This window comes from Chryseobacterium sp. HNCC26DJ239, from assembly GCF_057180445.1.
Map to the genome: position 1 here is coordinate 129,288 of NZ_JBXUGJ010000007.1, position 16,944 is coordinate 146,231.

The window sequence follows — 16,944 nt, forward strand, 5'->3', positions numbered from 1 at the left end:
GTTTTTAAAAATCAAAGATTTTCTATTATAGTCCCGAAGGGACGCATTACTATAGGATAGGATGAAGTCCTATCACACAAAGAATTTTTTTATTAGTAAAATCTGTGGGAGATTTTTTTAACCGCAAAAGTCACAAAAGAATTTGTTATGCTTTAAGTTTAAATGATTGCGTGCAGAAGTTCAAAAAAGAGTTGAGAAGATTTTTTCTGTGAAGATATGTGTAATCTGTGGGACATTAAAATTAATCCTCAATTTTACTCAAATTCGTTTTTCTTTTTAAGAAATAGGCTAAACCTAAACCAATGAAAACCATTGCTGCACTGAAAGGAAAGATAAATTGCATCCCGAAATAATCTGCAACGCTTCCAATAATTGGTCCTGCAACACCGAGAGAAATATCAATGAAAAGTCCATAACCCGCCAAAGCAGAACCTTGGTTGGAAGGAGGAACGCTTTTGATGGCAACCACCCCTAAAGCTGGAAAAATTAGTGAAAAACCAAGACCTGTAACGCCGGCTCCGATTAAAGCGATTTGTGCCGTATTTGCAAACGCAATAATAAGTAAACCAATCGTTTCAACTAAAAGACAGGCGATAGAAACTTTAATTCCGCCATAATTATTGATAACATTACTGAAAACCAATCTTCCCGCAACGAATAGTGCCCCAAAAACGGAAAGACACAAAGCACCGTTGTTCCAATGGAAATGGTTGTAATATAAAGTGATAAATGTAGAAATACTTGCAAAACCAATTCCTCCTAAAGCCAGACAAACGCCAAAAGGAGCTACTTTTCCCAAAACTTTCCAGAAAGATTGAGTTTCTTTTTGGCTTTCGTTGGTTTTATTTTCTTTCGTTTTAGCAAAAAGAAAACCTAAAATCCCTAAAATAATGGAAAGAATTCCAATTCCATATAAGCTGAATTCCTGCTCTATTGTTACGCCTAAAGAAGCACCAATAGCTAAAGCTCCGTAACAAGCAATTCCGTTGTATGAAATAATTTTTGCAGTATGTTTTTCTCCTAAAGCCATAATTGCCCAATTGATGGGGCTTGCTCCCACCATTCCTTCGGCACAACCGGTTAAAAGTCTGGTAATAATTAGGAAAATGAGACTTAAAATAGGAGAAAATTTGAAATAATATGCTAAAATGAGAAAAATTCCTGTTAAAGAAAATCCAAGCATGCTGAATAAAACCGCTGGTTTTGGACCTTTTCCGTCGATAATTTTCCCTGAATACGCTCTGAGAAAAAATGTAGATATGTATTGTAAGCTAATCACAATTCCCGCAATTAAAAGACTGAATCCTAAACTTTTATTGATGAAAATAGGAAGTACAGAAAGTGATAAGCCAATAATGAAATAGCCAATAAATGTAAAGCAAACGTAAGTGATGAGTTGTAGATTTACATTCTCTGTGCGGTTTAAAGAGCTGTCCATGCAAAGAAAAATTGAGCTGCAAAGATAGTTTGATTAAATTTTAAATACAGAAAATTGTGATAGATAAAACGTATTGCTTCGGATTGACAAAAAGAAGAATGGTGTTCTAAAAAATAGTCGTGAACATGATTTTCGTTTTAAATCAATTATCTTTGCTTCGTTTTAAAAATAATCAGAATTTATGGAGCAAACGAAAGATTCAAAATATATTTTCGACTGGTTTGGCGGCGTTATAATGTTCGCAGGATATATTGTGTCGAGCTTGTTGGTTCATTTTTCAGCATTAATTTTAAAAGTTATTTTTGAAATAGATTTCATGCAGAAACCATGGTTTTTGATGGTAGGAAATGCGATAATTTTTCCTTCAATTATTGCATCTTTTGATTTTCTAGTGGTTCGACCAAAAACGGGAAAGAAGTTGAATTTCAATTTTTCACCTACTAATTTTTCGACTTATCTGCTCATTTTTCCGATGATGTTTGGAATGATGTTGGTTGGCGAGTTTGTGACTTCTCAAATTCCTACAACGGGACCTTTTTTTGGAGATTTTTATAAATTTTTTGAAGGATTAATGTCGAATCTTGTCCACGACCAAGCAGTAATGGTTATTACTGCGGTAATTATGGCGCCTATTTTCGAGGAAATTATTTTCCGCGGAATTATGCAAAAAGGTATGATAAATAACGGAGTAGAACCTTGGAAAGCTATTTTACTTTCAAGTATTTTGTTTGGGTTAATTCATGGAAATCCTTGGCAATTTGTGGGGGCAACTTTGTTGGGTTGTGTTTTAGGTTTGGTGTACTATAAAACAAAGTCTTTGCTTTTACCGATGCTTTTGCATGGTTTCAATAATCTTTGTTCGGCAATTTTATTTTTTTATACACAAAAAGAAAGTTTCGCGGAAGCTTTTAATGTTTCAGAATGGATGCTTTTAGGAATTGGAATTGTATTATTCTCAATATTCTTTTATTTGTTTGTGTTCAGAAATAAAGTGCGATATACTGAAATTTGATTAAAGTTTAGCCACAAATCTTACGAATATTTTACACCAATATTCACGAATTTTAAATCTAAAAATCATAACATAATCAGCCGAAATTTACCGACAACATCGGTGATGTTCATGAAAAAAAAATGTGCTTTTTGTGTTTAAATAAAAAAATAAAAATGGAAATATTAGTAGCAACACATAACCTTCACAAGAAAGAAGAAATTCAGCAGATTTTAGGCGATCAATTTTTAGTAAAAAGTTTAGCCGATTACGAGTTGCACGACGAAATTGTTGAAGATGGTGATTCTTTCAATGCCAATGCTTTAATTAAAGCTAAATATTGTTTTGAAAAAACAGGAATTCCAAGTTTGGGAGACGATAGCGGATTAGTTGTGGAAGCTTTAGACGGAAGACCGGGGATTTTTTCGGCTCGCTATGCAGGAAACCATGATTTTGCAAAAAACATTGAAAAAGTTTTAGGCGAAATGGAAGGTGTGGAAAATAGAAAGGCTTATTTCATCACGGTTTTATGTTATTATGATGAAAACGGAGCAAAATATTTCGATGGAAGAGTTCATGGAAATTTAATTCATGAAAATAAAGGGTTTCAAGGTTTTGGCTACGACCCAATTTTCGTTCCGGATAATTACGAAATTACTTTCGCAGAGATGAATCCTGAAGATAAAAATAAAATCAGCCACAGAAAACAAGCGTTGGATTTGTTTTTGGAATTTTTGAAAGATTAGGTTAAGGTTAAGGTTAAGGTTAAGGTTAAAGGTGTTGGATTTTAAGTTTAATTTTCTTTACAATGGAATTGTTTAGTCTCAACCTCAACCTCAACCTTTTATCGTACATTTGCCATAATAAACTATTGATTTGAGTACTTATTTAACAATATTAGGCTTTAATTCGGCTATTCCGACGGTGAATACTTCGCCAACGGCGCAACTTTTAGAAATGGAAGAGCGTTGTTTTCTTATCGATTGCGGCGAGGGAACTCAGGTTCAGTTGAGAAAAGCAAAAGCTAGATTTTCGAAGATTAATCATATTTTTATATCTCATCTTCATGGCGACCATTGTTTTGGTTTGCCTGGTTTAATTGCATCTTTCAGACTTTTGGGGAGAGAAGTTCCGCTTCATGTTTATGGTCCGAAAGGGATTAAAAAAATGCTTGAAACTATTTTTTCTATCACAGAAACACATCAAGGTTTTGAAGTGGTGTATCATGAATTGGATAAGAAAGAATCAGAGAAAATTTATGAAGACAATAGGGTGGAAGTGTACACAATTCCGCTAGATCACAGAATTTATTGCAACGGATATTTGTTTAAAGAAAAACCGAAAGAACGCCATATTAATATGGAAGAAGTTTCGAAATATGCTGAAATTGAAACTTGCGATTATCATAATTTGAAAGCCGGAAAAGATTTTGTTCTGAGCGATGGTTATGTTTTAAAAAATGAAACTTTAACGACCGACCCGGCTCCTTCTGTTTCGTATGCGTTTTGCAGTGATACAAGATATTTGGAAAGTGTAATTCCTATTATTAAAAACGTAACGGTTTTGTATCATGAAGCAACGTTTTTGCACGATTTGAAAGAAATGGCAGATTATACCGGTCATACCACCGCTTTGGAGGCTGCAACAATTGCTAAAAAAGCTGATGTTGATAAGTTAATTTTGGGGCATTTTTCTAATCGTTACGGAGATTTAACCGTTTTTACCGACGAAGCAAGACAGGTTTTCCCAAATACTTATCTTCCAAAAGCTTTGGAAGCGGTGAAGATTTAAATTAAATCTTAGCTTTAACCTTGAAATAATGATGTTGAATTTTTCAGAATTAAAAGATTTTCTTGACGAAAAAGCAGATGTTTATAATAATGTAGAGTTTATTCAGGATGATCCTGTTCAGATTCCGCATCGTTTTAATTTGAAGCAAGATATTGAAATTGCAGGTTTTTTGGCAGCGACAATTTCTTGGGGAAATAGAAAATCGATTATAAAATCTGCAGATAAAATGCTTGAAATTATGGGAAATTCTCCTTATGATTTCGTTTTAAATCATTCCGAATCTGATTTGAATGCCATTAAAGATAAAAGCATTCACAGAACTTTTAATGGAGAAGATTTTGGCTATTTTATTTCCAGATTTAAAGAAATTTATACTGAAAACAGAAGTCTTGAAGACTTGTTTTTGGTGCATGAAAACGAAAATAATTTTCAACATTCCATTGAAAGGTTTAGACAGAAATTTTTAGGTGTTGAAAAACACAGAACGCACAAACACGTAAGTTCACCTTATAAAAACTCGTCTTCGAAGCGAATTATCATGTTTTTAAGGTGGATGACGAGAAAAGACAATCGCGGCGTAGACTTGGGAATTTGGCAAAAAATAGATCAAAAGCATCTTTCAATTCCGTTGGATGTGCATACCGGAAATATTTCCAGGAAATTGGGATTGGTAACAAGAACGCAAAACGATTGGAAAACAGTGGAAGAATTGGATGTAGCGATACGAAAATTTGATGATAAAGATCCCGCAAAATATGATTTTGCTTTGTTTGGATTGGGAGTGACTAAAGAATTGCTTTAAAACAGAAAAAAATGAAATCACCACAAGAAAAAATAGAACTTTTAGAAAAACTTGCCGATGGAATTACTTCTTGGATTGGTTCAATTCCGTCATTAATAATTCATACGCTTTTCTTTCTTACAGCATTTTTATTGCCTGTTTTTAAGATTGTAGATTTTGATAAAATGCTTCTGGTTTTAACGACTGTGCTTTCTTTGGAGGCGATTTATCTTTCGATTTTAATCCAAATGTCGGTGAATAAGAGTCACGAAAAAATTGAAGATATTCAGGAGGATATTGAAGATATTCAGGAAGATATTGAGGAAATTAGTGAAGATATTGAAGAGATTTCTGAAGATCTGGAAGAGATTAGTGAGGATATTGAAGATATTCAGGAAGATATCGAAGAAATTAATGACGAGGAAGACGAAGATGACGATCATATTGAGCGTGCAAAAAATGTGATGCTAAAAAGCAGTGTTAGTACCAATAAAAATGAAATAAAATTGTTAAAAGATAAGATACGTGAGCTTCAAAATAAGCTTGATGATCTAAAATCTGAATAATTCTTCTTCTTTCCCATGTTTTTTTAAGGGGTTTTGAAAAATATTTAAAAAATGTAATAAAGTTTATTTTTGAAGCATTGTTAAGCTTTGATAGATTTTTTATCTTTTATTTGTTTTTTAATTAATAAAATACTTTGTTCATTGATTTGTTTTATTGATTGTATATCTTTCTCATTTTCAATTGTATTTTTTGTTATTATGCAAGTGTTTTGAGAGATTTTTCCTATTTTTGAATAAATAATAGGAAAATGTTAAATTATAGATCGAAAAACTACTTTAAAATGAGTTGTTTTCTGTTCTTGTTTTTTTGTGTATTTGGTTATGCGCAGACAAGAGTAGAAATCCCAAAAAAAATCCCTTCTACCGCAAAAGCGGGAGATTTCATTGATGTAAATGTTGCTCCGTACGTAGGCAGTACTTATACTCCAACACAATTGGTAACCAACATTCTTGTAGGAGCGGGAAATGGTTGTGGTGCACCCAATATTTCTAATGTTTCAGTAACTCCCAATCAACCCGTTACAAATACAGATAGAGCATGGGGATATTTTCATAGAGGAACGTCTAATTTCCCTTTTCAAGAGGGAATTGTACTATCAACAGGATATGCTCGCAAAGCAGGGAACACTGCTCAAGCTTCCATGAGTGATAATAATGGAGGAAGCTTTGATGCTGATTTGAGTGCTGCAATTGGGGTTACAAACATCAATAATGCTTGTGTTTTAGAATTTGATTTTGTCCCTACAAGTTCTCAGATGAAATTCAGGTATATTTTTGCTTCTCATGAGTACGAAGGTAGTTATCCTTGTCCGCCTTTGCAGTTTGATGATGCTTTTGCATTGTTACTTAAGCCCAATACTGCGGGATCTACTTATACAAATCTAGCAGTACTTCCGGGAGGAGCAGGATTGGTTTCTGTGCCTAATATTCTACCTGCGAGTTTTTCTTGTGGACCGGTAAATGCACAATATTTTGGTTCTTTATTGCCTAATGCAACCAATTATAATGGAAGAACGGTGCCTCTTACAGCTGAAGCTACTGTAATTCCGGGTCAGTCTTACCATATTAAAATGGTTATTGCAGATGCTCGTGATACAATTTATGATTCTGCTGTATTTCTTGAAGCTGGATCTTTTGATATAGGAGTAACGATTGTTGATGCTGCAGGAAATCCTTTACCAAAAACTCTTAATGTGTGTGATAATACACCACAAGTTTTAAAAGCTTTGGTAGCTACAACTCCCGGAATGACATTCCAGTGGTATAAGGATAATGTAATAATTCCAGGAGCTACGAATGTAAATTATACAGCGACAAGTCCGGGTGTTTATACCGTGAAGATTTCTATTCCTGGACAAAATTGTCCTGCCGAAGCAAGTATTACAATTGTTGGTGGAACAAGTCCGACTGTACAGAATGCAGTATTAAAGTTATGCAGTACTACGAGTAATTTTACATTTAATCTCGATGATGCGAAGCCTTTAATCAGTACTACTCCTGGTGCAATCTTTAAGTATTATTTAACGCAAGCTGATGCTGTCGCTGGGAATAATAGTTTTATTACAAATCCAACAAGTTTTAACGGAACTGATGGTCAGATTATCTATGTTAATGTCTCCAATGGGGCATTTTGTTCGAAAGTGGCATTGCTAACCTTAAGAAAAGAAGAGACTCCGGTGGCTGTGATTGCATCTTCCAAGCTAAGAATTTGTCAAGGCGAATCTGTTGTTCTAACAGCGACAGGGGGGGTAAATTATCAATGGGGAGATGTTAATACAAATGGTGGGGTTAGAACTGTAAGCCCGTCAGTAACGACAACGTATACTGTGTATGCGATTGGTGCGCAGGGTTGCAAATCTCTACAGCCTGCTGGTGTGACAATCGAAGTTGTTCCAGCTATTACTTCAAATTTAACAGGTGGATGGATTTGTAATGGAGATAATATTACTTTAGACGCGGGTTCAGGTCCAAATTATACTTATCAGTGGAGTACAGGTGCTACTACGCAGACAATTACAGTAGGAGTAGGAGGTGTTTATTCTGTAACTATTAATAATGGTGTTTGTAGTAAGGTCTATTCTACACAGGTAAATATTGCGGTTCCTCCTGTAATTACAAAAGTAGATTACAATAATGATAATATTGTTGTTAATGTAAGTAACCCTAGTAATGGAGCTTTAGAATACTCAATGAATAACGGGTTAACATGGCAGAATTCAAATACTTTTACGAATGTGCCTAAAAATACTTTGATCTATCTTCAAGTAAGAGTTAAAACCACAAGTTGTGTAGGATCATTACAGTATTATACATTTAATATGCAAAATGTAATTACTCCAAATGGTGATAATGTAAATGATAAAATAGATTTTAGAGGTGTTGCTGGGAATAGAAATTTCACGGCAAGTGTTTCTGATAGATACGGAAAAGTGGTTTATAAATACGAAAAAATTAGACCGTATTGGGATGGTTATTTTCAAGCAAAGAAATTACCAACGGCTTCTTACTGGTATCAAATTACTTTTGAAGATCCTGCAAGTAAACAAACTACGGTTAAAACGGGATGGATTTTGCTGAAAAACTTTGAATAATCCTTAATAATTTTTTTCCAAGTCGACTTTTTTTAGGTCGGCTTTTTTGTTTTTATCAATGTTGTTACAGGTCGTTTATTTGTAATAATGATAAACTAAAATTCATATAAACTAAATGGCTTAAAAAAAAATGCTATTTTTGTTGTAAATAATCTAAAAAAATGGTCTTACAAAGTACAAGAAATCTATTTTTGGCTTTATCTATATTATTATCTACAAATGTTTTGTTTTCACAGAATAGAACTAAGCAGGTTTTAAAGCAGCCTACATCAGAAACGATGAAGGTAGGAGCGTTTATTGACGTAAATGCACCATCTTATCCGCAATCATCATATAGTATTACACAGTTGGTCACTAATGTATTAATTGCAGGAAACTCTACTTGTGCTACTCCAAATATAAGTAATGTCGTTGTGTCTCCCAATCTTTCAGCTACTGATCAGGCGAGAAGTTGGGGGTATTTTCATAAAGGTACCACAAATTTTCCATTTACTAATGGAATTGTACTATCAACAGGGCATGCAAGAAAAACAGGTAATAATTTTCAAGCAGGGCAGTTAAGTGATGTGCTTTCAGTTCAAGGTGATGCTGATCTTGCGGATGCTTTAAACTTATCTCCTACAGTTTTGAAAGATGCATCTTTTATTGAATTTGATTTTGTTCCAACAGCTAATCAAATTTCTTTTAGGTATATTTTTGCCTCTGAAGAATATGAGGGTAATTTCCCTTGTAGTATAACTGATGGTTTTGCTTTGTTGTTAAAACCTGTGGGTGGAACTACTTATACCAATCTTGCTGTGTTACCTGGTGGAGCAGGACCGGTGAGTGTTACTAATATAATTCCCAGTACCTATGCTTGTGGACCAAAGAATGCTCAATATTTCGGAGGACAAAATACGGCAAACATTGAAACTAATTTTAGTGGAAGAACGGTTCCTATGACTGCTACAGCGAATGTTGTTGCAGGACAGGCTTATCATATTAAAATGGTTTTGGCAGATTATCAAGATTCAGCATATGATTCAGGAGTATTTTTAGAAGCGGGATCTTTTGATATTGGGGTTCAAATTCAAGGGCCGAATGGTGTCCAGTTGCCGTCATCAATTAATGTTTGTGATAATGCTCCGCAAACTTTTACAGCATCGGTGCAATCAACAAGCGCTACTTATCAGTGGTATCTAAATAATGTGGCAATTCCAGGAGCGATCAATGCAACATACACGGCAACTCAGCCTGGTGTTTATCAAGTAGTGGTGATGTTTCCGGGGAGTTCATGTCCGGGAACAGCTTCTGTTACAATAGTTGGAGGAACTTCGCCTACTGTTCAAAATGCAACCTTAACCGCTTGTTACACTTCGGGAAATGCAATTTATGATTTAACGGCCGCTCAGTCGGCAATAAGTTCGACGCCAGGAGTTACGTATTCTTACTACCAAAATCTAGCGGACGCAAATGCGGGAAATACAAATACGATTGCCAATCCTACCGCATATTCAAGTGTAGGTGGTCAAACAATATATGTATTAGTTAAAAATGGTTTCTGTTCTAAAGTAGCTCAATTGCAACTTGTAAAAGCTCCACAAATAACAGCTTCTATTGTTGCTCCACCAGCTCTTACGTGTACGACTCCTCAAATTACTCTTGATGCGAGTGCTTCTGTTTACTCAACAGGTGCAACTTTTGCTTGGACAACAGTTGGTGGAAATATAGTTTCTGGTGCAAATACATTAAATCCGGTTATTAACGCACCTGGAACTTATACTCTTACAATTTCTAATACCTATCAACCTGGAAATTTAAACTGTACAGGGACAGCAACAGTTACTGTAACAGGAAATAGTAATGCACCTACTGCAACACTTGCAGCATCTAAAGTTCAGATTTGTTCTGGCGAATCTGTTACGTTAACTGCCGGTGGAGGTTCTACCTATAATTGGGGAACTCTTCCTGGAACGGGAAGTACCCAAACAGTGAGTCCTACAACAACAACGACCTATTCTGTAGTTGCTGTTGGAGCTAATGGTTGTTCTTCAGCTCCTGCAACCATAACGATAGAAGTTACGCAGCCTATTACTGTTCAGAATGCAACACTTTTAAATTGTTATTCTCCTACTGGTGCAGTTTATAATTTAACTTCAGCACAATCTCAAATTACAACAGCTGCCGGAGCTACTTTTGCATATTATGTAAATCAAGCTGATGCAAATGCAGGTAACACAAATACTATTGCGAATCCAACAGCTTATTCAAGCCCTGGAAATCAAACTGTGTATGTTCAGGTAAAAAATGGAGCTTGTACTTATGTTGTAACGCTTCAGCTTAATATGACTCCGGTTACAACACTTAATATTGCAGCTCCTGCAACAATTACCTGTACAACTCCTCAGATTACTTTAAATGCATCTTCATCAACGGTTCCAGCAGGATCTACAATTACATGGACAGCTTCGGGTGGTGGTAACATCGTTTCGGGAGGAACAACGCTATCGCCAGTAGTGAATGCGGCGGGAACATATACTTTAACGGTTGCTAATACAACACAGCCAGGAAACTTAACATGTACTTTCACTTCGAACGTTACTGTAATAGCGAATACAACAGCTCCTGCAACTACTCTTACTGCTTCAAAAGTTCAAATTTGTTCTGGTGAATCAGTGGTTTTAACTGCAGGTGGTGGCGCTACTTATAATTGGGGCACACTTCCAGGGACTGGAAATACTCAAACAGTAAATCCTACCACAACTACAACGTATTCTGTTACGGCAATTAGTGCAAATGGATGCCAATCATCGGCGCCAGCAACAATTACGATTGTAGTTACACAACCAATTACCGTTCAGAATGCAAGTCTTTTAGCATGTTACTCGCCGAGCGGGGCGGTTTATGATTTGACGCAAGCGCAAACGCAAATTACTTCGGCTTCTGGAGTTACATTTTCGTACTATGTTAATCAAGCTGATGCCAATGCAGGAAATACTAATACTATTGCAACACCTACAACATTCTCGAGTCCAGGAAATCAGACTGTTTATGTGAGGGTGGTAAATGGTGCTTGTTCGTATGTGGTTTCATTGCAGCTTAATATGACAGCTGTAACAACGCTTAATATTGCAGCACCTGCAACGATTACTTGTACAACGCCACAGATTACATTAAATGCTTCTGCATCAACAATTCCGACGGGATCAACAGTTGTTTGGACTACAACTGGTGGAGGTAATATTGTATCGGGAGGAACAACTTTAAATCCTGTAGTGAATGCGGCAGGAACCTATACTTTAACGGTTACTAATACCAATCAACCAGGCAATTTAGTGTGTACGTACACTGCGAATACAACTGTTACGGTAAATACGGTTGCTCCTACAACTATAGTTACAGCGAATGTTCCGCAAATTTGTCCAGGAGAATCGGTAACTCTTACTGCTTCTGGAGGTGCAACATATAATTGGACAGGCCTTCCAGGAAATGGAAATACACAAGTCGTTTCCCCAACCGTAACGACATCATATACAGTGGCTGCAGTTGGTGCAAATGGATGTGTATCTACTCAGCCAGCAACTATTACAATTATTGTAGGTCCGCCAACAGCAGCGTTAGTTGCTTCAAAAACAAAAATTTGTGCAGGAGAATCTGTAACTCTTACTGCAAGTGGTGGTGTTACTTATAATTGGGTTGGTCTTACAGGAAATGGAAATACACAAGTTGTTTCACCTACAACGACAACTACGTATCAAGTTTACGCTTTGGGGGGCAATGGCTGTACCAACAATATTGCGGCAACAGTAACTATCCAGGTTGTACCAGCAATTACTTCAAATTTACAGGATGTGTATGTTTGTGCAGGAGACGAGGGAACTCTTGATGCAGGTTCAGGTCCTAATTATACTTATATTTGGAGTACGGGGGCAACAACGCAAACCATTTCTACAGCTGTAACAGGAACTTATACCGTAACAATTAGTAACGGAACTTGTACGAAAGTATATACTGCTCAATTGTTAAATCCTGCATTGCCACAGTTTACAAACGTTACTTATGCTGATCATGTTTTAACGATTTTTGCATCGAATCCTAACAATTCTGTTTTAGAGTATTCTATCGATAATGGTTTAAATTGGCAAACTTCTAATATATTCTATAATGTTTCTGATAATTTAAGCTATACTCTTAGAGTTAGAAATCAAAATGCCGAATGTAGCAATACAACAGAGTTTTTTACTTTTGTTGTAGTAAATGCAATTACTCCGAATCGTGATGGAATAAATGAGGGGGTTGATTTCTCTGGAATTTCAGGATATAATAACTTCTCGGCTTCTGTGTTTGATCGCTACGGGGCAGAAATTTTCCGTGCATCTAAAAATAATCTAATCTGGGATGGAACTCTACGAGGAATGAATATCCCAACAGGAAGCTATTGGTACAAAGTACAGTGGGAAAACCCAGTAAGTAAAAAGATTGAATTACGCAATGGATGGATCTTGGTAAAGAATAGAAACTAGATATTTAATAACCTTTCAAAAGAAAGGTTATTTTTTTTGTTAAAATAAATTCTTTTTGGTGTGGTTTATTTAAAAAAAAATTAAATTTGTTGAAAGGAAAAATTATATGACGAAAAATCTACTGTTTTTAATCGGCAGTTTTCTGGCTTGTGGGCTTAGTGCTCAAAAAATCGAGCCAAGAAAGCCTCAGAAAGAAGTGATTTCAGAAGCATCAAAGAAGGCGGGAGTTTTCATTGATGTTAACGCTGCAAGTTATCCGGAATCAGCTTATACGCCGTTACAGCTTGTAAGAGATGTGCTTGTGTCTTCAGGACCGGGCTCTTGCTTTGTACCGAATATCTCTAATGTGACGGTAAGTCCTAATTTACCCGTTACAGATCAAAATAGATCTTGGGGGTACTTTCATCGTGGGACAACCAATTTTCCATTTAAAGATGGAATTATTTTACAAACAGGTTACGTAAGAAATGCTGGAAACACTGTTGTGACTGGAGTTGTTGGTGACGATTTACCGACAGGAAGTGATCCAGATTTGGTGGCTGCCACAAATCCTTCAGGCTCTCTTAACGATGCCGTTATTTTAGAATTTGATTTTGTTCCTACAACAAGTCAAATTAAATTTAATTATTTAATGGCTTCTGAAGAGTACACAGGAGGTTTCCCTTGTAATTATTCAGATTCATTTGCTTTGTTGTTAAGACCTGTGGGAAGTACAGCTCCATATCAAAATATGGCGGTTTTACCAGCGGGAGCGGGACCTGTAAGTGTTACAAATATTCACCCGGCCATTGCGGGATCTTGCGCAGCAGTAAATGCTACCTATTTTGGAGGGTATAATACTGGGCCAACGGAGACTAATTTCAACGGGAGAACAATTCCTCTAGAAGCTACTGCTACTGTTACGGCGGGTGTTGCTTATCATTTTAAAATGGTTATTGCAGATGCAACAGATAGTTCTTATGATTCTGCAGTTTTTCTAGAAGGAGGTTCGTTTAATATTGGCGTAGAATTACAAGATCCAAGTGGTGCGGTAATTCCATCAGATATAAACGTTTGTGATTTGGCGCCAACGGTTATCAATGCTTCTGTTAATAGCCCGAACTTAAATTATCAATGGTTCTATAATGGAACAGCAATTCCAGGTGCAACTACCACATCAATTACAGCGATAAACCCTGGAACATATACCATTGAGGTTACCTTACCTGGAAATCCATGTCCAGGAACAGCTTCTGTAACTATTCATGGAGGTTCAACGCCTCTTGCTCAAGATGCAACTTTACGTCTCTGTGCAACACCAGATATTACAACATTTGATTTGAGTAATTCAATACCTTTAATAAGTCCTACGGTAGGTGCTCATTTTAGATGGTACGTAAATCAGGCAGATGCGATGGCGTTTAATAATAACTATATTCAGACTCCGTTGAATTTTAATGGTGCAAATGGACAGGTTATTTACGCTGTTGTATATAATGAAGATTATTGCCGAAAAGTAGTGGAACTTACTTTGGCAAAAGAAAATAGACCTGTTGCGCAACTTACTTCAACGAGAGTTAGGGTTTGCCCGGGAGAGACAATTACGCTTACGGCTTCAGGAGGTGTTACTTATGATTGGGTTAATTTCCCAGGAACGGGTAATACACAAACAGTTACTTTAAATCAAACTCAGACGTTTCAAGTATATGCGGTAGGAAGTTTAGGATGTCCATCATTGGTCCCTGCTACATTTACTGTAGAGGTTGTTCCTGCTATTACATCACCTCTAAAAGATGTTGAAATGTGTATTGGTGATACTATGGTTTTGGATGCCGGTGCAGGTACAAATTACACCTATGTTTGGAGTACTGGTGCAACAACGCAAACCATCACTGTAAACCAGATTGGGATTTATTCGGTAACTATTGATAATGGAATTTGTGCAAAAACTTTTGAAGTAAAAGTACACGCTGCAGCAACTCCTTTCTTTACCAATATTAATTACGAAAACAATACGATTACAGCGAATGCAACGATTCCGAATATGAATAATATTCCGATGAGTGCGGAATATTCTATAGATGGGCAAACTTGGCAAGATTCTAATGTTTTCCCTAATCTTTTAGATAACGCCAATTATACTTTATATGTAAGAACAAAGGGTACAACTTGTGTTGGTACATTAGAGTTCTTTACTTTCCATATTAGTAACGTAATTACACCGAATCAGGATGGGGTAAATGATGTGATTGATCTTACTTCTTTGGGCAGCTTTAAGAACTTCCAAGGATCTATCTACGATAGATACGGAGCAGAAATGTTTAGATTTACTAAAGAAACGCCAATTTGGAACGGTACAGTAGGAGGTAAGAAACTACCGACGGGAACTTACTGGTACAAATTTAATTTTGAATACAGTAAAACTAAAACTCAGATGAGTACTTCAGGTTGGATTATGCTGAAAAACAGAGAATAACTAACGTTCTAATAATAAAAAAAACCTTCAGGAAATAGCCTGAAGGTTTTTTTTGTTGTTAGAATGATCTAAAGATTTTATTTCCAGAGTTTTGTGAAGTTGATGAAGTCTGCAACACTCAATTCTTCTGCTCTTTTATCTAAAAACTCATGTGTTTTTAAAGCTTCAGGAATATTTAAAACTTTTAACGCATTAGAAAGTTTTTTTCTTCTTTGGTTGAAACCAGCTTTTACGATTTGCTTAAATAAAACCTCGTTTCCTGTAAGACCTTCTTTAGGGTTTCTAACCAGTCGTATTACTCCAGATTTTACTTTTGGTGGCGGGTTGAAAACGTTTTCGTGTACTGTGAAAAGATAGCTTACATCATAATAAGCCTGTATTAACACAGAAAGTATCCCATAGTCTTTTGTACGCGGCACAGCAGCAGTTCTTTCAGCAACCTCTTTTTGGAACATTCCTACCATTTCTGGGATCAATTCGTAGTGATCTACAATCTGAAAAAGAATCTGCGAAGAAATATTATAAGGGAAATTTCCTATAATGGCAATTTCTTCGCCGTTTAAAAAGGCAAAATCCTGCTTTAGAAAATCTCCTACAAAAGTGTCTTCATTGGTTTTAGAATAGTTTTGTTTTAGATATTCTATAGACTCTTTATCGATCTCAGCAAGGTAGATATTTTGTTCTTTTTCCAAAAGGTATTTTGTAAGTACGCCCATTCCGGGACCTACTTCCATAATGTTTTTGTAGTTCTCGAAACTTAGGCCCTCCACAATTTTTCTTGCGATATTTTCATCCGTAAGAAAGTGTTGGCCAAGATGTTTTTTTGCTCTTACACTCAAAGTATTTATGATTTTGTTAACAGTGAAAATCTATTTTTCGCCTCAAATTTCGGAAGATTTTTTCTATTTTAGCCAAAAATTTTATTCTTAATGGCAAGAACTGTAGATGAATTTAATAAAAAGAGACTTAGGTCTAGTAATATTACGGTAGTTGTAAGTATTGCTTTGGTATTGTTTTTAATGGGTTTAATGGGGCTTATCTTGATTAATGCCCAAAAATATTCAGACTATATTAAAGAGCAGTTGGTGGTAAATGCGTACTACGATCAAAACTACGATGCAAAAGATTCTGCAAAGATTGCCAAACTAGAGGCGGAAGCTTTTAAGCAGATTCAGTCATTAACTCCGGTAAAAAAAGCAATTTACATCTCACGAGAAAAAGCTGCAGAAGAAGCTAAAAAAAGTATGGGGATCGATAGCGATGCTCTTTTCGAAGAAAATATTTTCCCTTCATCGGTAGAGATTTCTTTGAAGCCAGAATATGTAGATCCTTTAAAAATTGAAGAAGCAATAAAAGTTATAAAAACCGTTCCGGGTATTGTTGATGTAAAAAACGACAGCAGCTTAATGGTAGAGGTTTACAACAATTTGAGCAGAATTTTAAAATGGATTTTAGGGTTTTCTCTTCTTTTTCTGGTTCTTGCAATTGTTTTAATTAATAATTCCATAAGACTTAAAATATTCTCTAAAAGATTCATTATTAAAACCATGCAGTTGGTAGGAGCAAAGAGAAGATTCATTCTGAAGCCTTTTGTACTAGAAGCTTTGGTTTTGGGAGCTGTTGGTTCTGCTTTGGGGCTAGTTGCGCTTTTTGGGGTTTGGTATTACTTTACCGACACAATTGGGCAGTCTTTTGTGCAAGACACCAGTAATTATTTTACGCTAGTGCTTTTAGTGTTATTTGTTGGTATTTTTATCACCGTGGTAAGTACAGTAATTGCGACTTGGAGATTCTTAAGAACCAACGTAGACGATTTATATTATTCATAA

General features: G+C 35.9%; 11 protein-coding genes. 9 read left to right on the top strand and 2 right to left on the bottom strand.

What is annotated here, in order from left to right; genetic code table 11:
* Positions 1-241: 241 nt before the first annotated feature.
* Positions 242-1,438: an MFS transporter gene (locus tag AC2A1D_RS15725; RefSeq protein WP_484044526.1), complete on the bottom strand. Its 1,197-nt coding sequence runs from the start codon at positions 1,436-1,438 to the stop codon at positions 242-244.
* A gap of 181 nt (positions 1,439-1,619) precedes the next feature.
* Between AC2A1D_RS15725 and AC2A1D_RS15730 the strand changes: the two genes are divergently transcribed.
* The 8 genes from AC2A1D_RS15730 to AC2A1D_RS15765 all read left to right on the top strand — a co-directional run bounded on the left by AC2A1D_RS15730 (position 1,620) and on the right by AC2A1D_RS15765 (position 15,115).
* A complete protein-coding gene (locus AC2A1D_RS15730) occupies positions 1,620-2,450 on the top strand; it encodes a lysostaphin resistance A-like protein (RefSeq protein ID WP_484044527.1) in 831 nt (276 codons plus the stop codon).
* A gap of 149 nt (positions 2,451-2,599) precedes the next feature.
* A complete protein-coding gene (rdgB, locus tag AC2A1D_RS15735; RefSeq protein WP_484044628.1) occupies positions 2,600-3,175 on the top strand; it encodes an RdgB/HAM1 family non-canonical purine NTP pyrophosphatase in 576 nt (191 codons plus the stop codon).
* Between the two features lie 130 nt (positions 3,176-3,305).
* Positions 3,306-4,220: a ribonuclease Z gene (locus AC2A1D_RS15740; RefSeq protein ID WP_484044528.1), complete on the top strand. Its 915-nt coding sequence runs from the start codon at positions 3,306-3,308 to the stop codon at positions 4,218-4,220.
* Between the two features lie 31 nt (positions 4,221-4,251).
* Positions 4,252-5,022, top strand: a complete 771-nt coding sequence (locus tag AC2A1D_RS15745; protein WP_484044629.1) for a TIGR02757 family protein — start codon at positions 4,252-4,254, stop codon at positions 5,020-5,022.
* A gap of 11 nt (positions 5,023-5,033) precedes the next feature.
* Complete coding sequence (locus tag AC2A1D_RS15750; RefSeq protein ID WP_484044529.1) at positions 5,034-5,567, top strand: DUF1003 domain-containing protein; 534 nt, start codon at positions 5,034-5,036, stop codon at positions 5,565-5,567.
* Between the two features lie 281 nt (positions 5,568-5,848).
* Positions 5,849-8,158: a choice-of-anchor L domain-containing protein gene (locus tag AC2A1D_RS15755; RefSeq protein ID WP_484044530.1), complete on the top strand. Its 2,310-nt coding sequence runs from the start codon at positions 5,849-5,851 to the stop codon at positions 8,156-8,158.
* Positions 8,159-8,319: 161 nt separating this feature from the next.
* On the top strand, positions 8,320-12,660 hold the full coding sequence (locus AC2A1D_RS15760) for a choice-of-anchor L domain-containing protein (RefSeq protein ID WP_484044531.1): 4,341 nt from the start codon (positions 8,320-8,322) through the stop codon (positions 12,658-12,660).
* A gap of 106 nt (positions 12,661-12,766) precedes the next feature.
* The gene (locus AC2A1D_RS15765; RefSeq protein WP_484044532.1) at positions 12,767-15,115 is read left to right on the top strand and encodes a choice-of-anchor L domain-containing protein; all 2,349 of its coding nucleotides are present in this window, start codon (positions 12,767-12,769) and stop codon (positions 15,113-15,115) included.
* Between the two features lie 77 nt (positions 15,116-15,192).
* Here the strand turns inward: AC2A1D_RS15765 and rsmA are convergent, their stop codons facing one another.
* Positions 15,193-15,954 carry a 16S rRNA (adenine(1518)-N(6)/adenine(1519)-N(6))-dimethyltransferase RsmA gene (gene rsmA / locus AC2A1D_RS15770; protein WP_484044533.1) on the bottom strand — a complete coding sequence of 254 codons (762 nt, stop codon included), beginning with the start codon at positions 15,952-15,954 and terminating at the stop codon, positions 15,193-15,195.
* 90 nt (positions 15,955-16,044) lie between these two features.
* On the opposite strand from rsmA, the gene AC2A1D_RS15775 reads away from it, so the two are divergent.
* Positions 16,045-16,944, top strand: a complete 900-nt coding sequence (locus tag AC2A1D_RS15775) for a cell division protein FtsX (protein ID WP_484044534.1) — start codon at positions 16,045-16,047, stop codon at positions 16,942-16,944.